The organism is Exiguobacterium sp. s124 (assembly GCF_018617485.1).
In the GTDB taxonomy this organism is placed as follows: domain Bacteria; phylum Bacillota; class Bacilli; order Exiguobacteriales; family Exiguobacteriaceae; genus Exiguobacterium; species Exiguobacterium aestuarii.
The window spans coordinates 20,178-43,851 of sequence record NZ_JACSKH010000006.1 but is presented as its reverse complement, the minus strand read 5'-3'; the positions used below and the strand labels follow the sequence as shown (position 1 = coordinate 43,851).

Here is a 23,674-nt window from a genome sequence, read left to right as displayed (position 1 = left end):
CCGTTCCCATGCCGAACACGGAAGTTAAGCGTCTCAGCGCCGAAAGTAGTTGGGGGATCTCCCCCTGTGAGGATAGGACGTTGCCAGGCCAACGCAGAAGACGATCAAGCATATGCTTGATCGTCTTTTTTTAATAGTCAATAGTTTAGGAGGGATAACAGATGGCTCCTTCTCGGAAAAATCCTTTTACATTTCTAGAGACTCTAGAACAGCATGTGAGTGAACATCGCGTATCTTTTCACGTCCCAGGACATCATAATGGCACTGTGATTGATAATACGTTACCGAATGCATTTGCTAAAGTAATGCCATATGATCTTACAGAACTAGCACATTTAGATGATTTGCATGATGCTTCTGGAATTATTGATCAAGCTGAAAAAGCATTAGGGAATCTGTATGCGAGTAAAAGTAAGTGGCTTGTCAACGGTTCAACTGTTGGAAACTGGAGTATGCTCGCAGCCACAGTAAAACGTGGGGAACGAGTATATGTTCAACGAAATTCACATAAATCTGTATGGAATGCAATTGAATGGCTAGGATTAAAACCTATCTTATTAACACCTACAATTGAACGAGGTACAGGAATTCCGACAGTGGTGACATTAGAAACAATTGAGCAGGCTGTTCAAAAATTTCCGGGAGGACGAGCCGTTATGTTAACATCTCCTACGTACTATGGAGATATGGCGGATATTCGTGCGATATCAAATTTTTTGTTGTCTTTGAAAATCCCCTTACTCGTCGATGAAGCACATGGTGCGCATTTGATTCATCCTAAATTGCTTCAGCGTTCTGCAATTTTTGAGGGAGCGAGTGCAGTCGTACAGTCTGCACATAAAACACTACCTGCATTGGCGATGGGAGCTTGGATTCATTATAAAGAAGATATCGATGAAGTTCGGTTAAAGCACGCATTGTCTTCTTTTCAGACATCGAGTCCTTCTTATCTTATTATGGCTTCATTAGACTATGCACGATCTTATTTAGAAAGCTTAACGGATGAAGCATGGTCTTCTATTCAAAAAAGTCATGCCCACTTTGTTCTAGAGCTGAAACGTGCCGGTTTTACTGTCAAAGTTGGGGATGACTTTACGAAAGTAACGGTCATGACTTATCCGAAAAATGGGTTGGTTTTTAGTGAACATCTTGCATCAATCGGAATCGATATTGAATTAGCGGCTGTGGATCATGTGTTATTCTGTTTACCATTAAGGGAAATAAAGAAACAGGAAATTGAGCACTGGATCAAATTAATCAAAAAAGCCGCTACGCACGTTCCAATTATTGATGAGGACGAAACAATTTTTCCGTTCCCTCAAACACAACGCGTATCTGAGCTATATACGTTGATAGGTGATGAGCAAATACAACGTGTATCCTTCAAGCAGGCAATAGGATCTGTCTCAGCAGAAACCGTGATTCCGTATCCGCCAGGCATTCCGTGGATTCTAAAAGGAGAGCGGATCACTGAGGAAAAAATACGTGTGCTCCTAGAGTGGATTTCTTTAGGGAGGAAGCTTCAAGCAAGTAAGCATGTTATGATAGAGCAAATTGATGTTATTGTAGAGGAGTTTTAAAAAGTGAGCGGAATGTTTATTACGGTTGAAGGACCGGATGGATCAGGTAAGTCCACGCAACTACAACTATTAGTTGAAAGTCTAACGCAAAAAGGATATGACATTGTGGTAACACGCGAACCTGGAGGAACAACTGTGGGCAATCAAATCCGCGAAGTCTTATTGTCCCCAGATCATCATGAGATGACACCGCGAGTGGAAATGATGCTCTACGCTGCTTCACGAGCACAGAATGTGGAACAAGTGATTCGTCCGGCATTAGAGCGAGGAGCAATTGTCCTTTGTGATCGATTCATTGATGCATCCATCGCCTATCAGGGCTACGGTCTACAATATGACCTTGATCAAATTCAGTCGCTAAATGAATGGGCGACGAACGGTTTGACACCCGATTTAACCTTTTTATTTGATTTGAGTCCCGAAAGAGCGAGTGCGCGCATGAAAGATCGAGGACAACTCGATCGGATCGAAAGTCGTGACCAAGCATTTCATGAGCGGGTCTACGAAGGATTCCAAACATTACTCAAACAGTACCCAGAACGAATCATCCGGATTGATGCCGATCAACCAATTGAATGCATTCAAGACGAGGTACTTGATTATACAATAGAACGATTACAACAAGGAGGCGTACAACGATGATGAAAATGGTGATTGCAATCGTACACGATAAGGATAGCGCACGTTTGTCTGACGCATTAGTCGAACAAGATTTTCGTGCGACGAAATTAGCTACAACAGGTGGCTTTTTAAAAGAGGGGAATACGACGTTTATGATGGGTATTCCACAAGAGCGTCTCGATGATTTAATGGATGTGATTCAATCGAACTGTTCGAGTCGCGATCAAATGATTACGCCAATCTCACCAATGGGAGGACATGCTGACTCTTACATTCCTTATCCGGTCGAAGTACAAGTCGGAGGCGCGACTGTATTTGTCTTACCGATTGAAGGATTCCATCAGTTTTAATGGGAGTTGGGCATATGCGTTTTCAGGAGTTAAATGAGTCTCAAACAGTGGTCGCTCGCATCATCCAAAATTCAATCGTTTCGAATAAAGTAGGTCATGCGTACATTTTCTCAGGAGATTATGAGCCATACTTGATTGAAACAGCCACATTGTTTGCGAAAGCCTTATTTTGTGAATCACCACAAGGGGCAGAGCCCTGTGGAGTGTGTCGAAACTGTCGACGCATAGATTCAAAAAACCTCGTCGACTACATCGAAGTGGAACCGGATGGAGCTAGTATTAAAAAAGAACAGATTCAACAATTACTCAGTGATCTATCGTTACGAGGAGCTGAAGGAGACCGTCAAGTATATGTCATTCATCAAGCCCATAAGATGACGACTCAAGCGGCAAATAGTTTATTGAAGTTCTTTGAAGAACCAGGTGTTGGGAAGCTCGCTATTTTAGTGACAACACAGCCACAGTTGCTTCTTCCGACGATTCGTTCACGTGCTCAACAACTTGCGTTCCGACCGATTGACCGTGCGAAGTTGGCACAGACGATGTCAGAAGAACGATCATGTACGTATGATTTGGCGTACCTCGCCTTGACCGTTTATCCGAAATGGGATGATGCGAAAGAAGCGCTTGAGCAGGAGTGGTTTGTACAGGCGTACGGGCTAGTGGTACAATTAATTGAAGTATTGACGAAACGACCTCAAGAGTTGCTCTTGTTCGCGCAAGAAAAATGGTTAGGGCATTTCAAAGGACGGAATGAATTGCGAGTTGGCCTTGAATTATTCGAACATTGGTTAGAGGAGGCACTTCATTTAAAAGTGCGAGATACGTATACTCTGAAACTGTTTAAGAATGAGGCTGCTTTATATCACGCATTTATCCAAAACCGATCTGTTTCTAAGCTCACACATGCAATTGAAAGTGTGCATGCGGCGATTCGACGACTCGAGGCAAACGTCAATCCTCAATTAACTTTCGAACGACTTTCGTTCGATTTGCAGAAAGGATAGAAGCGCGTGCTTGAAGTAGTTGGAGTCCGCTTTAAAGAAGCGGGAAAAATCTATTACTTTTCACCAGGCGATGCAACACTTAAACGTGGGGATCATGTCATCGTTGAAACAGTACGTGGCATTGAGTATGGTGAAGTCGTCCAAGTCGATAAACAACTCGGCGAAGATGAAGTCGTCATGCCGTTGAAGACGATCCTTCGCGTCGCGGACCAAAAGGATGCGGATATCGTACGCGATAATCGACTGGCAGCCGTTGATGCTCACGCCGTCTGTGAAGAAAAAATTCGAGAACATCAATTAGACATGAAGTTAGTCGATGTTGAGTATACATTTGATCGCAATAAAGTGATCTTTTATTTTACTGCCGAGGGTCGCGTCGACTTTCGAGAATTGGTAAAGGACTTAGCTAGTGTGTTTCGGACGCGAATTGAACTCCGACAAATCGGTGTTCGTGACGAAGCAAAGCTACTAAGTGGGATTGGACCATGTGGTCGAGTTCTTTGTTGTTCGTCATTTCTTGGGGAGTTTGAACCAGTCTCCATCAAAATGGCAAAAGACCAGAACCTTTCGTTAAATCCGAATAAGATTTCTGGCGTTTGTGGCCGTCTGATGTGCTGTTTGAAATATGAGAATGACACGTACGAAGAACTAAAACGCGATTTACCAGACGTCGGCAAGCGAATCAAAATTCCAGAAGGTGATGGTCGTGTAATCGGTCTCAACATTTTGGACCAACTTATTCAAGTTGAGCTCCACGATCGGACGCGTGTCGTCACATATACGATTGATGAACTTGTTGAAGTGGGTGCGATTAAACGAAAACCGTCAAAACAGTGATGGGGTGCTGAGCAGTGGAAAGAATGGACAAAAAAGAAGTGATGATGCGTGTAGATGCAATCGAGCAACAGATGCAACTTTTAACGGAGCATTTGGGCGTGCTAAAAGAGCAGCTTGCCTATTTGCTTGAAGAGAACCAGCATATGTATCTAGAGAATCATCACTTGCGTGAAAAAGTCGAACAATTGGCAGAAGTTGATACGACAAATGGTGATTCACAAATCGCATTGTCTGGAAAAGGGCAGAATAATTTAGCTGCGCTGTATCAAGAAGGATTCCATATTTGTAACCTCCATTATGGACAGGTACGAAAAGATGGGGATTGTCTCTTCTGTTTGTCGATGCTCAATAAACATTAATACGGGGCGATAGATAGGGACTCCCTATCCGTCGCCTTTCTTTTATACAAGGAGGAAACAATGGTAACGGTAAAGGATGGAGAACGCCTCGATGATTTGCTAGGACGTCCAGGCAAGATTATTCAAAGTGACGATGTGTTCTCATTTTCATTAGATGCGGTGCTACTTGCAGAGTTTGTATGGGTACCGATTCAAAAAGGTCAGTTGGTCGACTTGTGTGCCGGTACGGGAGCAATTCCGCTTTTCTTGTCATATCGTACAAAAGGAACGATTACGGGTGTAGAGATTCAATCGAAACTCGTCGATATGGCGAATCGAAGCATGGCGGTCAATCGTCTCGAGGAGCGAATTCAAGTTGTAGAAGGGGACGTCAAAACGGCAGCAACCCAACTCGGACATGCACGTTATGATGTGGTCACATGCAATCCGCCATATTTTCTAGCGAATGAAACATCACTGCGGAATCAAAACGAACATCATACGATTGCCCGCCATGAGGTATTGTGCACGCTAGAAGATTGTATTAAAACGGCAAGTCAACTCGTCAAACCGGGAGGGAAAGTGGCGTTCGTGCATCGGCCAGAACGTTTACTCGATATCCTGACATTGATGCGTGCCTACCGAATTGAACCGAAGCGAATGCAGCTCGTATATCCGAAAGCTGGACGCGAAGCGAATACGTTATTAATCGAGGGATCGAAAGATGGAAAAGCAGGTCTTAAAATTTTACCACCATTTGTTGTATATGAAGAAGACGATACGTATACGGAAGAGATGCGAGTCATTCTCGATGCCTAAACATTATACGTATATCGTAGAATGTAAGGACGGGACGTATTATACAGGCTATACAACGGACGTGGAAAAACGGGTCGTTGCACATAATGCCGGAAAAGGGGCGAAGTATACGAAAGCGCGACTGCCCGTACGACTTCGATATGTGCAATCGTTTGATACGAAGCGTGAGGCCATGCAGTATGAATGGTCAATCAAACAATTGACCCGTGGGCAAAAAGAGAAGTTGATGGAGGGGACGACTAATGAATTCACAGAAGAGTTATCAAACTGAACAACCGACGTTGTATGTCGTACCGACGCCAATCGGAAACTTGGAAGACATGACATATCGAGCGGTGCGAACGCTTCAAGAAGTGGATTTAATTGCAGCGGAAGATACTCGCCAAACGATGAAGCTTTGTCGTCACTTTGAGATTCCGACCAAGCTGATTAGCTATCATGAACATAATAAAGAAGTGAGTGGACCGAGACTGATTGAAGATCTTCTTGCCGGAAAGTCGATTGCCATCGTTTCAGATGCTGGAATGCCTGGTATTTCAGACCCCGGGAGTGATCTCGTTCGGTTAGCCATCAAGGCGAATATTCCGGTGGTCGTTTTACCTGGTGCCAATGCCGCCCTTACGGCGTTGGTTGCCTCAGGTCTTCCGACAGAGCGTTTTCTCTATTACGGTTTTTTGCCACGTAAAAAGAAAGATCGTGTCGATGTTCTTGAATCCATTCGATATGAGCCGGGCACGATTGTTTTTTATGAAGCTCCTCATCGATTGAAAGAGATGTTAACGGCGATTCGACAAGTGTTCGGGAATCGGCAAATTGTTTTGGGCCGAGAGTTAACAAAAACGTTTGAAGAGTTTTTGAGAGGGACCGTTGATGAAGCGTTACATTGGTGCGAAGGTGAAGTACGTGGGGAGTTTGTCGTCCTGGTGAGCGGTGCGACAGAAACGGCTCCTACGACGACGTGGTGGGAGGCACTCTCTGTCTATGAACACGTTGTTCACTATATAGAAGAAGGATTGAAGCCGAATGCGGCTATCAAACAGACGGCGAAAGACCGTGGTGAGTCTCGAAACGATGTGTATGATGCGTACCATCAACTCCACAAAAAAGAGTAAGCAAGGAAATCCTTGCTTACTCTTCGCTGTAGTAGTTTTCGAGCATGTTCTTCAACTCAACGAGAACACGTTGTGCACCTTCTGGTGACAAGATGAGTTTGCCGTCAGCCAATTTGAAGTTATCGTCTGATACTTCACCTGTAACTTGGCAAGTCATGTTTGGCTTATATTTTTTCAAAACGATTTGATCGTTGTCGACGTAAATCTCGAGAGCATCTTTCTCTGCGATCCCAAGTGTACGGCGCAATTCGATTGGAATAACGACACGACCAAGCTCATCAACCTTACGAACAATACCTGTAGATTTCATTTGTGTTTCCTCCTCCAATGGTGTCGAAATCTCATGGTGACATGAATCGTCAAAATTCGACAATGTGACTACAGCAAAAAGCATACTAAACTTTCCAATTGCAGTCAACTGCTTACTATCTGGAAAAGCAATTTTTCGAAATTTGTCGAATCAAGAGCGATATATACCTAAATTTCCCCGATAGTTTGAACTTGAAACAAAGAAAGGGTATTTTTGGAACATTTATGACGTATAAAACGCAAAAAAATTCCAAACAATTAGTTTTGGAAATTCTTTTGTCGAACCGTGTATAATGAGAATTGCATATGTCGAAAGGATGGAGAATAAATCATGGCGAAGCCGACTTTTTATATTACAACCCCAATTTATTATCCGAGTGCGAAATTGCACATCGGTCACGCATATACCACGGTAGCAGGTGATGCGGTTGCTCGCTACAAACGTTTAAAAGGATTTGATGTCCGTTATTTAACAGGGACGGATGAGCATGGTCAAAAGATTCAAGAAAAGGCAAAAGAAGCAGGCGTGACGCCACAAGCCTTCGTCGATGAAGTCGTGGAAGAAATCAAAGTTTTATGGGACCGCCTTGAAATCTCATATGATGACTACATCCGTACGACAGAAGATCGTCATAAGAAGGTTGTCGAACACGTCTTTGAGACGTTACTTAAAAATGGAGATATCTATCTTGGTGAATACGAAGGATGGTATTCCGTACCTGATGAGACGTACTATACGGAATCACAACTCGTTGATGGAAAAAGTCCTGACAGCGGACATCCGGTCGAGCTCGTGCGTGAAGAGTGTTATTTCTTCCGCCTCAGCAAATACGCGGATCGCTTGATTGAATATTTCGAGTCACATCCTGAATTCATCTTGCCAGAATCTCGTAAGACCGAGATGATTAACAACTTCTTGAAGCCAGGTCTCCAAGATTTGGCGGTGTCGCGTACGACGTTTGATTGGGGCGTACAAGTCCCGTCGAATCCGAAGCACGTTGTTTATGTGTGGGTCGACGCCCTCACGAACTACATCTCGTCACTCGGGTACGGGACAGACAACGACGAGCTCTTCAATCGCTACTGGCCAGCTGATGTCCATTTAGTCGGGAAGGAGATCGTTCGTTTCCACACGATTATTTGGCCAGCGCTCTTAATGGCGCTTGACCTTCCGTTACCAAAACAAGTATTTGCGCACGGTTGGTTGCTCATGAAGGACGGGAAGATGTCCAAATCAAAAGGAAACGTAGTAGATCCAATTCCATTGATTGACCGCTACGGACTCGATTCTGTTCGTTACTACCTTCTTCGTGAAGTGCCGTTCGGAGCAGACGGTACATTCACACCAGAAGCGTTCGTCGATCGCTTGAACTTTGATTTAGCGAACGATCTCGGAAACTTATTGAATCGTACGATCGCAATGATTAAAAAGTATTTCGACGGGAATATTCCGGCTTATAACGGAAATGTCACAGCGTTTGACGATGCCTTATTAAGCATGGTGAAGGAAACGACTCGCAAGACAGAAGAAGCCATGGAGCACATGGAGTTTTCGGTCGCCCTCACAAACATCTGGCAACTCGTCAGTCGCGCGAATAAATATATCGATGAGACACAACCATGGGTTCTCGTGAAAGATGAATCGAAACGGGAAGAGTTAGCATCTGTCATGACACACCTTGCGGGCGTACTTCGTCATGTTGCGATTATGATTCAACCGTTCATGACACGTGCCCCGAAAGAGATGTTCCGTCAACTCGGACTCGAAGGGGAAGACATGTCGTGGGAGGCATTAGATACGTTCGCCGACTTCAATGACGCTGTCGTAACGGATGGTACACCAATCTTCCCACGTCGCGATGTGAAGGAAGAAGTGGATGCGATTCAAGAAATGATGCGTCAAGCGTCGAAAGCACGTATTGAAGAAACAGAAACAACGACTGAGGAAGTCGATGAAGATGTTCGTCCTGAAATCACAATCGACGTTTTTGACCAAGTCGAATTCCGTGTCGGTCAAATCGTAGAAGCCGATAAGATCAAAAAAGCGAAGAAACTGTTGAAACTTCAAGTCGATCTCGGAAAAGAGACACGTCAAATTGTGTCGGGCATCGCTGAATGGTATGCGCCTGAAGATTTAGTTGGCAAAAAAGTCATCGTTGTCGCAAACTTGAAACCAGTCAAGCTTCGTGGAGAATTGTCACAAGGGATGATTTTAGCTGCGGACCGTGATGGGAAGCTAGAACTCGCGACAGTCTCTGATCAGATGCCGAATGGTGCCATCGTCAAATAATGAAATGGGGGAGACCACGGTCTCCCTCTCTTTTTCTAAGGAGGAAACAAGATGTTGATTGATACACACACGCATATTAACGCGGAACAGTTCAATGAAGATGTGGAAGAGACGATTGAGCGGGCGAGAGAAGCAGGCGTTTCTCCGCTACTTGTCGTCGGATTTGATACGCCGACGATTGACCGAGCCATCGAGCTAGCCGAGGCACATGAAGACATCTATGCCATCGTAGGATGGCACCCTGTCGATGCGATCGATTGTACGGATGCTGATTTAGAGCGGATCGAGACGCTCATGAGTCATCCGAAAGTGATGGCACTCGGTGAAATTGGTCTCGACTATCACTGGGACAAGTCACCGAAAGACGTGCAACAGCGTTTATTCCGTCAACAGATTGCCATCGCGAAGCGGACAAACATGCCAATCGTTATCCATAACCGCGAAGCGACGGCAGATGTGCTCGATATTTTAGAAGAGGAACATGCGGAGGAAGTCGGTGGGGTGTTCCATAGTTACAGCATGTCTGTAGAACTTCTCCCTCGCTGCCTAGACTTGAACTTCTATATTTCCTTAGGAGGACCGGTCACGTTCAAAAATGCAAAAGTTCCAAAACAAGTCGCACAAGAAGTACCGTTAGATCGTCTTCTTGTCGAAACGGACTGCCCTTACTTGACGCCGACTCCGTTCCGCGGAAAACGCAACGAACCGGCATATGTGAAATACGTCGCGGAAGAAATTGCGTCACTTCGAGATATGCCATACGAGGAACTAGAAGAAGCAACGACGGCCAATGCGAAGAAGCTGTTCCGTCTCCCATGATCAAGCGCGTATTCGCCAGTATAGGCGTGATTGTAACTGCGTCTGTCGCATACGTGATGTTGCAACCTGAAACGATTCAGGTCATCGATGATGGTGTGATGATTGAGCATGAGACACGAGCCGATTCCGTTCTTGAGGTACTCGAGGAATTGAATATCACATTGGATGAAACGGATTACGTCACACCGGCACTGAGTGAGGACGTTCCGGAAGATCGTCTCATTCGAATCGAACGTTCACATGAGGTCTCACTCCAAATCGGGTACGGACAAACCGAATCGATTCAAACGAGAGAACGGACCGTGGAAGACGTGTTATTACGGTATGGGGTGACCGTACGGGATGGAGACACGATCTATCCGTCTGTACGCACACCCGTGACGAATGGAATGACGATTCGCTATCAACCCGTTGTTGCAGTCAATCTCATTGTCGGGGAAGATGCGTCGACCATCTATACGATGGCAACGAATGTGGAGCAATTACTAAGAGAAGAGAAAATTGATGTGACAGAGCGTGATACCGTATTACCAGACGCATCGACCCCGATACGAGAAGGCATGACGGTTACAGTCAATACGAATCGTGATGTCGTCCAATATGAAAGTCAGTTGATTCCATACGATATGGTCGAGGAAGAGGATGACACGCTTGAAGAAGGTGTGAAGCAAACCGTGCAGGTCGGAGTTCCTGGACTCGAACGAACAAGGTATGCACTTACGGTGGAAAATGGTACAATTACGAATCGTACGAAAACGGATGTCGAGACGTTACGTAAAGCGATACCACAGGTGATCAAAGTAGGTACGAAGAAAGTCACAGAGCCCGTTACAGAACCTACGACAGCGGACGAATCGAGCCCGTTCATTCCAGAAGCTGAAGTCGAGATTGCGGAACCGCCGAAAACGGACGACGTATTAGATTTCTCATCCGCGAAGCAGTTACTCGTGGAAGCGACGGCTTATACGAACAATCCGGAAGATACGGTGACGTATAACGGACGCGTCCTGACAAGAAGCGGTTATGATGTAACGGACACGATTCTCTTTGAAGGCATGCGCATCATCGCCGTTGATCCGGCCATCATTCCTCTCGGTACTCGCGTGTATGTTGAAGGAATTGGCATGGCGATTGCTCTAGATACGGGTAGCGCAATCAAAGGTCAAAAAATCGACATCATGATGGATGAGTTGGAGGAGGCTGTGACGTTTGGTCGCAAACCGCTTACCATCTGGGTCATTCCGAAGCAGGAAGAAGAGAAAGAAGGAACAGACAATGCGTGAGAAAATACAAGAAATTATTGTCGTAGAAGGGCGTGACGATACGGCACGACTTCAGGAAGTGTTTGAGGTCGATACGATTGAGACGAACGGCTCTGCCGTATCTGATCAGACAATCGAACGAATTCGCCGTGCGCAAGAGAAGCGTGGAGTTATCATTTTAACCGATCCGGATTATCCGGGAGATCGTATTCGATCAATCGTCGAAGAGCGGGTCAAAGGGTGTAAACATGCTCACCTGCCACGGGCCGAGGCAAAAGGCAAACGTGGGAAGATTGGGGTAGAGCATGCGAGCCCAGAATCGCTTCGTCGCGTCTTGCGCGCTGTATTTGAACCACGTGTTGAAACGAATCAACCGATTGTCACGAGAAAAATGGTATTAGATGCGGATTTAATCGGTGGGGCCGCAGCGGCGATACGTCGGAAACGACTCGGTGTATTGCTTCGCATCGGTGAGCCGAATGCGAAACAATTTGTGAAACGAGTCGAGGCGCTCGGTGTCACGGTCGAAGAGTGGGAGCAAGCACTTGCTCAATTAGAGGAGGAACAGGGTTGAAAGATATTGCAACAATTCAACGAACAAAAGCCATTTTAGAGCGACATGGTTTTTCATTCAAAAAATCGCTCGGTCAAAACTTTTTAATCGATTTAAATATTTTAAGTAAGATTGTTGGAGCGGCAGAACTTAGTGAATCGAGTGGTGTCCTCGAAATCGGACCAGGAATTGGGTCGTTGACTGAGCAATCAGCCAAGCGCGCCAAGAAAGTCGTAGCACTTGAGATTGATCAGCGTCTTTTACCGATTCTTGAAGATACGATGTCCCCATATCCTCATGTTAAAGTCATCCACGGTGACGCTTTAGAAATGAATTTACGCGAGATTGTCGAACAAGAATTTTTAAAAGAAGGCATTGAAGACATCTCGGTTGTCGCCAACTTACCATACTATGTCACAACACCGATTATCATGCGATTGCTTGAGAGTGGTGTGAAATTCCGTTCGCTCGTCATGATGATTCAAAAAGAAGTGGCAGAGCGCATCGGGGCAAAACCGGGAACGAAAGCATACGGTTCGCTATCGATTGCGATTCAGTATTATGCCGAGGCGCAAGTCAGCTTTGTCGTACCTAAAAATGTGTTTATTCCAGCTCCGAACGTCGATTCGGCAGTCATTACACTTCGGATGCGCAAAGAACCTGCCGTACAAGTGAAAGATGAGGGCTTTTTCTTTGATGTTGCACGCGCAAGCTTCGCGCAACGCCGTAAAACCATCCTAAACAACTTAACAAATTATATTGGAAAAGAACACAAAGTCGAGCTTGAGCGTGCGCTTCACGAGGCAGGAATTGACCCGAAACGTCGAGGAGAGACGCTGAGCCTAGAAGAATTCGCACGATTGTCTGACACAATTTTACCACTTAAAAATAGTTGACGACCTTAAAACGAGTCGTTATAATATTAAACTTTATTTTCATATTCAATTATGCTATACTTGTAACAGTGAGGTGAAGCGTATGCCAAAGACGTTACAAGAAATCAGACAGAAACTCGAATCGCATGTTGGTGAACGATTGACGTTGAAAGCAAACGGCGGTCGTAAGAAAGTCGTTACTCGGTTTGGAACGCTCGTTGAGACATATCCTGCGGTGTTCGTTGTGAAATTGGATGAAGACCTGCACAATGTGGAACGTGTCTCGTATAGCTACGCTGATGTCCTAACGGATACAGTTAAAATTGAATTCGGCAATTGATTTATAAATGAGGGGCGGATGCATTGGCAGCTGCTTCTTTTTTTGTGCGCCTGTTTACGGTACAATGTCGAACAGGAGACAAATGGGAAGGGTGAACGTGATGCGCACGATTAGTGTGAAAGCGCCGGCAAAAATTAATTTGACGCTCGATGTCCTCGGGAAGCGTCCGGACGGCTATCATGAAGTAGAAATGGTAATGACGACAGTCGATTTAGCAGACCGATTAGAGTTGACGGTTTTAGATTCGGATGAAATTCGGATTCAATCGGAGCACGCCTATGTGCCAAATGATCATCGGAACTTGGCGTATCGGGCAGCAGAGTTGTTGCGTGAACGGTTTAATATTCAACAAGGTGTCGAGATTGTACTCGATAAACAAATTCCGGTAGCGGCTGGGCTTGCTGGTGGCTCGAGTGATGCGGCTGCGACGCTTCGCGGGATGAACGAATTATTCTCTCTAAACTTGTCGCTAGAGGAGCTAGCAGAGCTCGGTGCGGAAATCGGATCGGACGTTTCATTCTGCGTCATCGGCGGAACAGCGATTGCTAGAGGGCGCGGTGAGCAGTTAGAGATGATTCCGGCACCGCCCCCATGCTATGTCGTACTTGGAAAACCGAAACTAGGGGTATCGACCGCCGATGTGTATCGCGCCGTGCGTATGGATGAAGTTGATCATCCGAACACAAGTGCGATGGTCGAGGCAATCCGTCAAAAAGACTTTCATGGAATTTGCGAAAATCTTGGAAACTCACTTGAGAGTGTGACGCTCAAGCTTCACCCAGAAGTGAATCAAATCAAAGAAACGATGCGGCATTGTGGGGCAGAAGGTGTACTGATGAGCGGTAGTGGACCGACTGTCTTTGCACTCATTGAACATGAGCAAAAGGCGCATCGAGTCTATAACGGTCTAAAAGGATTTTGCCCAGAAGTATTCGTCGTTCGGATTCTCGGCAAAAGACATTGAACAAAAACGAATGAAAGTGATATATTCTCATTAGAACATTCGTTTATTATTGAAGATGTGAAGGAGAATCCGTATGAAAATTCGTAGAAGTGGTCGTCTCGTTGATATGACCCGTTATTTGCTTGACCATCCACATCAGCTTGTCTCGTTGTCGATGTTTTCAAGTCGCTATAAAGCTGCCAAGTCGTCCATTAGTGAGGACTTAGTCATTGTGAGTGAGATGCTGTCCCATGATGGGATTGGAAAGCTTGTTACCGTCCCTGGTGCAGCGGGTGGTGTGATGTTTATTCCAGGATGGAGTAAAGAAAAGTCGCTTGAGATGATTGATACGCTCTGTGAGCAACTATCAAAGCCTGAGCGTCTCTTACCAGGAGGGTACCTCTACCTAACGGATGTACTAGGCAATCCGAGTCAGGTAAAACCGATGGGCCAAGTCTTTGCGTCCGTGTTCGCTGACCGTAAAGTGGATGTGGTCATGACGATTGCGACGAAAGGGATTCCGATTGCCTATGCTGTCGCAGAACAATTAGGCGTTCCATTTGTCATCGTCCGTTCAGATAGTCGTGTAACAGAAGGGTCGACCGTCAGTATCAATTATGTGTCAGGTTCTTCGAAAGCGATTCGCACAATGGCGCTCGCACGTCGTAGTCTGCCACGTGGGGCGAATGTGCTCTTAATCGATGACTTCATGAAAGCGGGGGGAACGATTCGGGGGATGATGAGTCTCTTGAACGAATTCGAGGCGAATCTTGCAGGTGTCGGTGTCTTGATGGAAGCAGAAGGTGCCGAGAAGAAGATGGTCAGCGAATATGTTAGCTTAATGAAATTGACGAACGTTGACCCGGATGAAGGTCTCGTCACCATTTCACGGGGGAATGTGGAACAGTTCCTAAAATGATTGGCAAAATTTTGATTTCGTTTTATGATTAGAGGGTATAGAGTTATCAATATCGAGTCATGACGTTCGTTCGAAACCAACTGAACCTTACAGAAGACCACACCATGGCATAGACAACGATGAAAAAGGGGATGCGAAACATGCAGATCACAGACGTAAAAATTCGCAAAGTCGCGACAGAAGGCAGAATGAAAGCGTTGGCCTCAATCACACTTGACCATGAATTCGTTGTACATGACCTTCGAATCATCGAAGGAAGTAGCGGTCTATTTGTCGCCATGCCGAGCAAACGGACACCAGAAGGGATCTTTCGGGATATTGCTCATCCAATCAATGGGGAGATGCGACAGAAAGTTGAAGCGGCTGTATTGGAAACCTATTCCAATATGGAAGTGGGTGTGCTGAATCCCCAGCACGTGTCTTACGGCACGAATGAATGACAGCAAACAGCGGTTAGGTCGCCTACCGCTGTTTTTTTGCGTTTCAATGGTTAAGGAATGGTACAACTATTGAAACGAAGGCATGGTTTCGATATAGTAGAAACGGTGTAAATAGGATTTAGTTGCAGAAAAGCCGAACTATACAGACCAATCACAGCTGTTGTGAGATAGGAGCGAATGAAGAATGGAGCGTTTTGCGGTCATTTTGGCAGCAGGAAAAGGAACGCGAATGAAGTCGAAGCTTTATAAAGTACTTCATCCGGTTCTAGGAAAACCAATGGTCGAGCATGTTGTCGATCAATTAGACCAAATCGGTGTCAGTCGTCAAATCGTAATCGTTGGCCATGGGGCGGAAGCGGTACAAGATACGCTCGGCACACGGGTAGAGTATGCAGTCCAAGAACAACAACTTGGCACAGGGCATGCTGTTCAAATGGCAGAAGCAGAGCTTGCGGGTAAATCAGGAGCGACACTTGTCGTCTGTGGAGATACACCGTTACTGACGGCAGAGACGTTAGAAGCCCTTCTCGCTCATCATGAAGCGCAACAAGCGAAAGTTACTGTACTGACTGCGATTGCAGACGATGCGACAGGATACGGTCGTGTCATTCGTGGCGAAGATGGGAACGTGACGAAAGTCGTTGAGCATAAAGATGCTTCCGAGACCGAACTTGCCATCAACGAAATCAATACGGGAACGTACGTGTTCGATAACGAGTTATTGTTCGACGCGCTCAAACAAGTCGGAAACAATAACGCACAAGGCGAATACTATTTGCCTGACGTCATCTCGATTGCAAAAGAAGCTGGCGAAGTCGTCGCGGCACATACGGCACCTACGTTCGATGAGACAATCGGAGTCAATGATCGCGTTGCCTTGTCACAGGCAGAAGCAATCATGCGTAAACGCACGAACGAACGTCTCATGCGTGAAGGAGTCACGTTCATGGATCCTGCATCAACGTACATTTCTCCAGATGTGGTGATTGGTTCGGATACGGTCATTTATCCGGGTACGGTCATCCTCGGGAAGACTACGATTGGTTCAGAATGTGTCATCGGACCGAACTCAGACATCCGCAATAGTGTGATTGAAGATCATGCTGTCGTGCGCCAGTCTGTTGTGACAGATAGCAAAATCGGTGAAGCGGCTCAGGTCGGACCGTTCGCTCACTTGCGTCAACAAGCTGTACTTGGTGCGAATACACGCGTCGGAAACTTCGTTGAGATTAAAAAATCGTCGTTCGGTGACGGTGCGAAAGCTTCGCACTTGAGCTACATTGGGGATGCGTCAATCGGTGAACGTGTCAACTTAGGTTGTGGATCAATCACGGTAAACTATGACGGCAAGAACAAGTTCGAGACAGTTGTAGAGGACGATGCGTTCGTCGGCTGCAACGTAAACTTGATTGCCCCGGTAAAAGTCGGAAAAGGTGCGATTGTCGCAGCTGGTTCGACGATTACGAATGACGTACCGGAAGAGGCGCTCGCGATTGCACGTGAACGCCAAACGAATAAAGAAGGTTACACAAAACGATAACTAGCTGCCAATCATTATGGAAAACGATGGAGGAGAATCCTAAACATGTCTACTGTATACGAACGAGAAATTCGTCTATTTAGCTTAAACTCGAACCGCCCGCTTGCTGAAGAAATCGCGAAAGAAATCGGTGTCCCGCTCAGTGATTGCCAAGTCAAACGTTTCAGCGACGGTGAACTCTATATCAACATCGAGGAAAGTGTTCGTGGAGATGATGTGTATGTCATCCAATCAACAAGCTCACCTGTAAACGAAACGCTCATGGAATTGCTCGTCATGATCGATGCACTCAAACGTGCTTCTGTCCGGACAATCAACATCGTGATGCCTTATTACGGGTATGCACGTCAAGACCGTAAAGCGCGCTCACGTGAGCCGATCACAGCGAAGCTTGTCGCTGACCTTTTGACGGTAGCAGGTGCGACACGCGTCATCACAATGGACTTGCATGCAGCGCAAATCCAAGGATTCTTCAATATTCCGGTGGACCAATTACTCGGTGTACCGCTCATCTCGACTTACTTTGAAACTGAAGAGTTTCAAGCGAAAGATATCGTGGTTGTCTCTCCGGATCACGGTGGCGTGACACGTGCACGTAAATTGGCAGAACGTTTGAAAGCTCCGATCGCCATCATCGATAAGCGTCGTCCGAAAGCGAACGTTGCTGAAGTGATGAACATCGTCGGAAGCGTTGAAGGGAAAACAGCAATTTTGATTGATGATATCATCGATACAGCTGGAACGATCACACTTGCAGCGGATGCAATCGTCGAAGCGGGCGCGAAAGAAGTGTATGCGTCTTGTACGCACCCAGTCCTTTCTGGTCCAGCGATGGAGCGTATCGACAACTCATCGATCAAAGAGTTGGTTGTCTTAAATACAATCGATTTGACGGGTCGTCCTTGCTCGAGCAAGATCAAGCAGATGTCGGTTGCCCATTTGCTTGGGGAAGCGATCATGCGTGTCCACGAGCACAAATCGGTCAGTACCCTATTCGATTAAAAAACGAGGCCCGGAGGCATTCGCCTTTGGGCTTTTTTGTTCAGGAGGAAAGAATATGAAATGCATCGTCGGTCTTGGAAACCCTGGGAAAAAGTTTGAGATGACCCGACATAATGTTGGTTTTTTGGCGATTGATCGTCTTGCTGAAAAACATGGGATCTCGTTGAATGAAGCGAAGTTTAATGCCCTTATGGGAACGGGAAGAATCAATGGTGAACGCGTTGTACTTGTTAAACCCCTTACGTATATGAATTTGTCGGGTGAAGCCGTTCGTCCAATTTTAGATTATTATAAAATTGAGATTGACGATTTACTTGTGATTTATGACGATTTGGATATGGTGCCAGGAAAACTCCGCTTCCGTCCAAAAGGGAGTGCGGGTGGTCACAACGGAATTAAATCGCTCATTCAGCACTTAGGGACCGCCGAATTCAAGCGCTTGAAGCTTGGAATTGGTCGTCCTCCTCATCCGATTAAAGTCGTCGACTGGGTGTTGATGAACTATCGGAAAGAGGACTTGCTGGAATTGAACGAAACACTCGACAACGCCGTAACCGCAGCCACTGATTTTGTAGACACAGATTGGCTAGCGTTGATGAATCGATACAACTAAAGGGTCATAGCACCCTTTTTTGTCGTATGAGTTGGAGGAAAACAAATGAATGCTTTAGAGAGATTTATGGTGGCGCTCCCGGAGACGAACGTGATTCGTGAGCGGCTACAAAAAGTAGACCGTCAACTAGTAACAGGACTGACGACAAGTGCAAAAGCTCTCGTCCTCGCAGGACTTGTTAAATCGTCATCGAGACGTCTCGTCGTCGTGACGCATAATATGTATCAAGCACAAAAAATGTTCGATCAACTCGAATCACTCATCGGACCGGAAAAAACATTACTTTATCCGATTGATGAAACGCTGGCCGGTGAACTGTCGCTGACATCTAGTCCTGAGCTGTTGGCCGCTCGAATCGATGCTCGTACTCGTCTCCTTGACCAAACAGGAGGCGTCGTTGTCGTGCCGCTCGGTGGATTACGACGCTATATGCCGAGTCCGGAAGCATGGCAACATAGTCGCGTCATGTTGAAGCCGGGAAGTGACCTTGAATTGGCAGACTTTGCGAAGCAATTGACGGACATGGGATATGAGCGAACCGCGACCGTGACGACGCCTGGCGAATTTTCGGTACGAGGCAGTATTTTAGACGTCTACCCGCTCACGGAAGCGCGTCCGTATCGGATTGATTTATTTGATACCGAAATCGATTCGATTTTTACATTCGATGCCGAAACGCAACGTTCGCTCGGTGTGGTAGGGGAAGTGTGTATTACGCCTGCTACCGAGTTCATCGCCACCGAAGATCATTTGAAACAAGCCGGACGTTCACTCCGGAAACAATATGACCGAACTGTGGAGTTGATTGAGAACGAAGTGATTCGTCAAGCACTTGAGGAGGGCGTCGTAACCGACATCGAGCGCTTAGAACGTGGCGATTTCCCGAACAAGGTTGGAAAGTATTCACCATTACTTTATACATCCACTCTCTTAGACTACGTAGGCAAAGACGCCGTACTCATTCTAGACGAAGTGGCACGAATCGATGATGCTGCGGACGTGCAAGACCGGGAAGAGGCAGAATGGTTCTCTTCACTCATCGAAAAAGGGGAGGCCGTCAGCAATTACACGCTCGCTGTCCCGATGCACAAAGTGTTTCGTGACTTGAAACAAGTGGCGTTCTCGCTACTTCCATCTCGTCGCTCTGGTATTCCAGAAACCGCGACGGTTCATTTGAGCTGTCGTCCACTACCGGCGTTTCATGGACAGATGCACCTGTTAAAGCAGGAAGTAGAGCGATGGCAACAAGGGGACCAACGCATTGTCGTGCTTGCGGGAGACAAATCGCGTGCTGACAAGATTGAGGCGCTCCTTTCAGACTACGGCGTTCATTCAACGTTCACGAATGTAGACGGTGAACTAGAGCCGAGACGTGTATCGGTCATCATCGGTCAAATCGAGGGTGGGTTCGAATTGTCGACGAGTCGTCTCGTCGTCGTATCGGAAGAAGAATTGTTCAAACGTGTGACGAAACGGAAGCGTCAGACGAAGAATTTAACGAACGCAGAACGAATTAAGAGCTATCAAGAGTTGAAGCCGAACGACTATGTCGTCCATGTACATCATGGAATCGGGAAGTACTTAGGCATTAAGACGATCGAGGTCGGAGGCATTCACCAGGACTATCTTCACCTTGTTTATGCCGGAGATGATGCACTCTACGTACCGGTCGATCAAATCGACCTCGTCCAAAAATATGTCGGTGCCGAAGGCAAAGAACCGAAGATTTATAAACTTGGGGGCACTGAGTGGAAGAAAGTTAAATCGAAAGTCGCCAAGTCGGTTGAAGATATCGCCGATGAACTCATTAAATTGTATGCGGCACGAGAAGCTTCGGTCGGTTTTGCGTTTCCGCCGGATGATGAGGAGATGGGTCAGTTTGAATCCTCATTCCCTTATGCTGAGACAGAGGACCAGGTCCGCTCGATTGCTGAGATTAAAGCAGACATGGAACGCTCGCGTCCGATGGATCGTCTTTTATGTGGAGATGTCGGGTATGGAAAAACAGAAGTGGCGATCCGGGCGGCATTCAAAGCAGTGCTCGCTGGGAAACAAGTCGCGTTTCTCGTCCCGACGACCGTCCTCGCTCAACAGCATTATGAAACGATGCTCGAGCGGTTCAGTGAATTTCCAATCAACGTGTCTGTCATGAGTCGCTTCCGCTCGAAGAGTGAAATGGCGGCGACGAAGAAAGGTTTGAAGGAAGGCACGATTGATATTGTTGTCGGAACACACCGAGTGTTGTCAAAAGACGTGGCATTCGCAAATCTCGGCCTCGTCATCATCGATGAAGAGCAGCGATTTGGCGTCAAACATAAAGAACGTCTAAAACAGCTGAAGACGAATATCGACGTGCTCACGTTGACGGCCACACCGATTCCGCGAACACTTCATATGTCGATGATTGGAATCCGCGATTTGTCTGTGTTGGAAACCCCGCCAGAGAACCGCTACCCGGTCCAGACGTATGTCATGGAATATGACGGCATTGTCCTACGTGAAGCATTAGAGCGCGAACTCGCTCGTGGAGGACAGGCTTTCTTCCTTTACAACCGTGTCGAAGGTATTGAACGGAAAGCGGAAGAGATTCGGGCCTTGTTACCGGAAGCTCGTATCGCGACAGCACACGGACGTATGACCGAGAGTGAGCTCGAGAGTCAGTTGATTAGCTTCCTAGAAGGGGAGGCGGATATTTTAGTGTCGACCACGATTATCGAGACAGGGATTGATATTCCAAACGTCAACACGCTCATCGTTCATGATGCTGACAAGATGGGGCTATCCCAACTGTATCAACTCCGGGGTCGCGTCGGACGTTCGAATCGCATCGCTTATGCTTACTTCACATATCGGAAAGATAAGCGCTTGACCGAAGTGGCAGAAAGTCGTCTTCAAGCCATTAAAGAGTTCACGGAACTCGGGAGCGGCTTCAAGATTGCGATGCGCGACTTGTCGATTCGAGGTGCTGGTAACTTGCTAGGTGCGCAACAATCTGGATTCATCGATTCGGTCGGTTTCGATCTCTACTCACAAATGCTCTCCGAAGCGATTGAAGAACGGAAAGATCGGATGCGTGGACAAGCGAAACAAGTTGTCTTCAAGCCAGAAATCTCCTTCCAAGCGGATGCCTATATCCCGGATGACTATTTGTCGGATAGCGAATTGAAGATTGAGATGTACAAGCGTTTCAAATATGTAGATACACCAAATGCGCTGTTTGCCTTACAAGACGAATTGATTGAGCGGTTCGGCGAATTCCCAGAGCCGGTCGCGCTTCTCATTCAACTGACGCGTCTACGGATTTACGGAGAACTGGCGAAAGTGAGTCGAATCAAGCAAACATCTGGGCGCATTGAAATTGTCTTATCGAAAGACTCGACGACTTCCCTTGATGTACCGTCCTTCATGGAATGGACGATGCCGCTCGGTCGTAAACTAGGAATCGGTCAAGAAGACGGTGCCCTGAAATTGTCACTCAGCGGTCGAATGCCATTAACAGAGCTCTTGAATGATGCCGATACTGTATTAGAAGAACTGATGAAGCGGTTGGTGGGCGATGCGGTCGCCAAGTAAGTTTGCGCAAGGTGTCGTCCTGTTCGCTCTTGCCGGTTACGTATCGAAGCTGATCAGTTTCGCTTATCGTGTCCCGTATCAAAACTTGGCGGGTGACTTCGGACTCTATGCGTATCAAACCGTCTATCCGTTCGCTGCCATTGTGGCATCACTTGGAATTTATGCGATGCCGGTCGTCATTGCGAAAATCGGTGTGGGCGCGAAGGGATCGAACCAGAAGTTAGAAGTGTTATGGGGCAGTTTTTATGCGTTGCTCCTCCTCTCGGTCACACTTGTTGTAACCGTGTGGCTGTTTGCACCGACAATCGCTAAGTGGCTTGGGGATGAACAGTTGGCCCCGGCACTTCGCGTCATTAGTTTGAGTTATTTGCTCATGCCGGCGTCTGCTGTATTACGCGGTGCTTTTCAATCGAGAGACGATTTACGACCGAGCGCATGGTCGCAAGTGTTAGAAAATTTCGTACGCGTGACGGTCATGCTATCGCTATTATGGGTCGGGGTACGTCTTGGGAAAGATGCCTACGTCCTCAGTCAATACGCATATGGCGCGACGCTCGTCGGTGGAGTTGTGGCGATTGCCTTTTTAATCTATCAGGCGCGTGGCTTACGAATTGTAAAGGTACGGCGCACCACTTTTCAAAATGGGTTGCGCCTATTGTTGACGACGGGATTTGCGGTCGGGTTTGCCTCGCTCGGGATTTTATGGATGCAGCTAGTGGATTCCTTTACCATTGTTAATTTAATGGGGGGGACGTACGAGGCGAAGGTGAGCAAAGGTGTATTCGATCGAGGGTACCCACTTGTCCAATTTGCCATCTTATTTACAACGACGATCGGCATGGCTAACGTGCCGACACTCGTCCGTCATTATCGGGCAGGACATCTACAAAAGACGACGCAAGGGCTCCGTTCGATGATTCGGGTCACAACTGCCATTGCGGGTGCGGCGACCGTCGGGTTGATGGGAGTCATGTTTTTCTTAAATGTGGCCTTATTTGAAGATGGATCAGGCACGCGGGCGCTCGTGCTCTTGGCGACGAGTACATTTGCGGCATCGTTAGCGATTGCAAGCATGACCTGCCTTCAAGCAATCGACCGAGAATGGATTGCGGCTCGCAGTATGATTGTCGCGATTTTGGCAAAAGGTGTCGTAAACGTAGGGCTTGTTCCCATCTATGGGATTGAAGGGGCGGCCATCGGTACCTCACTCGGCTTTTTGGCGATGGCCTTCTATAACTTTCGAGCGCTCGACCGTTCGATTCCGCTCGGCTCGTTTCGGTCGAAGCATTACAAATCGCTTTCGAAAGCGCTGGTCCCCATGTTCTTCCTCATTGCCGTGTTAAACTGGATGGGACAGATGTGGGTCGATTCACGAATCGCAGCCTTCGGATGGTTAATCGGAATGGTGTGTAGCGGAGCCGTCCTTTATATATGGAGATTATGGAGCACTCGAATGCTGTCCCTCACGGAATGGGAATTGATCCCGTTCGGAGGACGCCTACTCGATGTGCTCGAAAAAAAGGAGAACTAGT

Annotated in this window: 24 protein-coding genes and 1 rRNA gene; 24 read left to right on the top strand and 1 reads right to left on the bottom strand. The window is 46.8% G+C overall.

All coding sequences use genetic code 11. The features are described 5' to 3' along the window. From rrf to rsmI, 10 genes are all read left to right on the top strand, one after another. Positions 1-89 (top strand): 5S ribosomal RNA (gene rrf, locus KNO85_RS14445); the annotation flags it as partial. Between the two features lie 72 nt (positions 90-161). Beyond that, entirely contained in the window at positions 162-1,580 is a 1,419-nt protein-coding gene (locus tag KNO85_RS14440) for an aminotransferase class I/II-fold pyridoxal phosphate-dependent enzyme (protein ID WP_214791184.1), read from the top strand. A gap of 3 nt (positions 1,581-1,583) precedes the next feature. Continuing rightward, complete coding sequence (tmk, locus tag KNO85_RS14435) at positions 1,584-2,222, top strand: dTMP kinase (protein ID WP_214791182.1); 639 nt, start codon at positions 1,584-1,586, stop codon at positions 2,220-2,222. Next, positions 2,222-2,551, top strand: a complete 330-nt coding sequence (locus KNO85_RS14430; protein ID WP_031421800.1) for a cyclic-di-AMP receptor — start codon at positions 2,222-2,224, stop codon at positions 2,549-2,551. Before tmk ends, KNO85_RS14430 begins: the two co-directional genes overlap by 1 nt. Positions 2,552-2,565: 14 nt before the next feature. Further along, entirely contained in the window at positions 2,566-3,558 is a 993-nt protein-coding gene (locus tag KNO85_RS14425; protein WP_214791180.1) for a DNA polymerase III subunit delta', read from the top strand. A 6-nt stretch (positions 3,559-3,564) separates the two neighbouring features. Beyond that, entirely contained in the window at positions 3,565-4,395 is an 831-nt protein-coding gene (locus KNO85_RS14420) for a PSP1 domain-containing protein (RefSeq protein WP_214791178.1), read from the top strand. Between the two features lie 23 nt (positions 4,396-4,418). Further along, positions 4,419-4,754 (top strand): DNA replication initiation control protein YabA, encoded by a 336-nt coding sequence (gene yabA / locus KNO85_RS14415; protein WP_012727746.1) that lies wholly within the window; start codon positions 4,419-4,421, stop codon positions 4,752-4,754. 60 nt (positions 4,755-4,814) lie between these two features. Continuing rightward, the gene (locus KNO85_RS14410; protein WP_214791176.1) at positions 4,815-5,552 is read left to right on the top strand and encodes a tRNA1(Val) (adenine(37)-N6)-methyltransferase; all 738 of its coding nucleotides are present in this window, start codon (positions 4,815-4,817) and stop codon (positions 5,550-5,552) included. Then, positions 5,545-5,823, top strand: a complete 279-nt coding sequence (locus KNO85_RS14405; protein ID WP_214791174.1) for a GIY-YIG nuclease family protein — start codon at positions 5,545-5,547, stop codon at positions 5,821-5,823. The genes KNO85_RS14410 and KNO85_RS14405 overlap by 8 nt, the downstream gene beginning before the upstream one ends. Further along, positions 5,795-6,664, top strand: coding sequence for a 16S rRNA (cytidine(1402)-2'-O)-methyltransferase (gene rsmI, locus KNO85_RS14400; protein WP_214791172.1), 870 nt, complete (start codon positions 5,795-5,797; stop codon positions 6,662-6,664). Before KNO85_RS14405 ends, rsmI begins: the two co-directional genes overlap by 29 nt. Before the next feature lie 16 nt (positions 6,665-6,680). Here rsmI and KNO85_RS14395 read toward each other — a convergent pair whose 3' ends face one another. Next, the gene (locus tag KNO85_RS14395; protein ID WP_012727742.1) at positions 6,681-6,974 is read right to left on the bottom strand and encodes a transition state genes transcriptional regulator AbrB; all 294 of its coding nucleotides are present in this window, start codon (positions 6,972-6,974) and stop codon (positions 6,681-6,683) included. A 330-nt stretch (positions 6,975-7,304) separates the two neighbouring features. Between KNO85_RS14395 and metG the strand changes: the two genes are divergently transcribed. From metG to KNO85_RS14325, 14 genes are all read left to right on the top strand, one after another. Beyond that, positions 7,305-9,263, top strand: a complete 1,959-nt coding sequence (gene metG, locus KNO85_RS14390) for a methionine--tRNA ligase (protein ID WP_214791170.1) — start codon at positions 7,305-7,307, stop codon at positions 9,261-9,263. Between the two features lie 51 nt (positions 9,264-9,314). Next, a complete protein-coding gene (locus KNO85_RS14385) occupies positions 9,315-10,082 on the top strand; it encodes a TatD family hydrolase (RefSeq protein WP_214791168.1) in 768 nt (255 codons plus the stop codon). Continuing rightward, positions 10,079-11,365: a 3D domain-containing protein gene (locus KNO85_RS14380; RefSeq protein WP_214791166.1), complete on the top strand. Its 1,287-nt coding sequence runs from the start codon at positions 10,079-10,081 to the stop codon at positions 11,363-11,365. The genes KNO85_RS14385 and KNO85_RS14380 overlap by 4 nt, the downstream gene beginning before the upstream one ends. After that, positions 11,358-11,918: a ribonuclease M5 gene (rnmV, locus tag KNO85_RS14375; RefSeq protein ID WP_214791164.1), complete on the top strand. Its 561-nt coding sequence runs from the start codon at positions 11,358-11,360 to the stop codon at positions 11,916-11,918. Before KNO85_RS14380 ends, rnmV begins: the two co-directional genes overlap by 8 nt. After that, positions 11,915-12,793: a 16S rRNA (adenine(1518)-N(6)/adenine(1519)-N(6))-dimethyltransferase RsmA gene (gene rsmA / locus KNO85_RS14370; protein WP_214791163.1), complete on the top strand. Its 879-nt coding sequence runs from the start codon at positions 11,915-11,917 to the stop codon at positions 12,791-12,793. Before rnmV ends, rsmA begins: the two co-directional genes overlap by 4 nt. Before the next feature lie 82 nt (positions 12,794-12,875). After that, on the top strand, positions 12,876-13,112 hold the full coding sequence (locus KNO85_RS14365; protein WP_012727736.1) for a Veg family protein: 237 nt from the start codon (positions 12,876-12,878) through the stop codon (positions 13,110-13,112). A 100-nt stretch (positions 13,113-13,212) separates the two neighbouring features. Beyond that, on the top strand, positions 13,213-14,076 hold the full coding sequence (ispE, locus tag KNO85_RS14360) for a 4-(cytidine 5'-diphospho)-2-C-methyl-D-erythritol kinase (protein ID WP_214791161.1): 864 nt from the start codon (positions 13,213-13,215) through the stop codon (positions 14,074-14,076). A gap of 73 nt (positions 14,077-14,149) precedes the next feature. Beyond that, positions 14,150-14,974 carry a pur operon repressor gene (purR, locus tag KNO85_RS14355; RefSeq protein ID WP_214791159.1) on the top strand — a complete coding sequence of 275 codons (825 nt, stop codon included), beginning with the start codon at positions 14,150-14,152 and terminating at the stop codon, positions 14,972-14,974. A 140-nt stretch (positions 14,975-15,114) separates the two neighbouring features. Continuing rightward, on the top strand, positions 15,115-15,414 hold the full coding sequence (gene spoVG, locus KNO85_RS14350) for a septation regulator SpoVG (protein WP_214791157.1): 300 nt from the start codon (positions 15,115-15,117) through the stop codon (positions 15,412-15,414). Positions 15,415-15,598: 184 nt separating this feature from the next. After that, positions 15,599-16,954 carry a bifunctional UDP-N-acetylglucosamine diphosphorylase/glucosamine-1-phosphate N-acetyltransferase GlmU gene (gene glmU, locus KNO85_RS14345; protein WP_214791155.1) on the top strand — a complete coding sequence of 452 codons (1,356 nt, stop codon included), beginning with the start codon at positions 15,599-15,601 and terminating at the stop codon, positions 16,952-16,954. A gap of 45 nt (positions 16,955-16,999) precedes the next feature. Next, on the top strand, positions 17,000-17,956 hold the full coding sequence (locus tag KNO85_RS14340) for a ribose-phosphate diphosphokinase (RefSeq protein ID WP_012727731.1): 957 nt from the start codon (positions 17,000-17,002) through the stop codon (positions 17,954-17,956). 55 nt (positions 17,957-18,011) lie between these two features. Further along, positions 18,012-18,569 carry an aminoacyl-tRNA hydrolase gene (gene pth / locus KNO85_RS14335; protein ID WP_214791153.1) on the top strand — a complete coding sequence of 186 codons (558 nt, stop codon included), beginning with the start codon at positions 18,012-18,014 and terminating at the stop codon, positions 18,567-18,569. 45 nt (positions 18,570-18,614) lie between these two features. Beyond that, the gene (mfd, locus tag KNO85_RS14330) at positions 18,615-22,142 is read left to right on the top strand and encodes a transcription-repair coupling factor (RefSeq protein WP_214791151.1); all 3,528 of its coding nucleotides are present in this window, start codon (positions 18,615-18,617) and stop codon (positions 22,140-22,142) included. Next, positions 22,126-23,673 (top strand): polysaccharide biosynthesis protein, encoded by a 1,548-nt coding sequence (locus KNO85_RS14325; protein ID WP_214791149.1) that lies wholly within the window; start codon positions 22,126-22,128, stop codon positions 23,671-23,673. The genes mfd and KNO85_RS14325 overlap by 17 nt, the downstream gene beginning before the upstream one ends. Position 23,674: the final 1 nt, after the last annotated feature.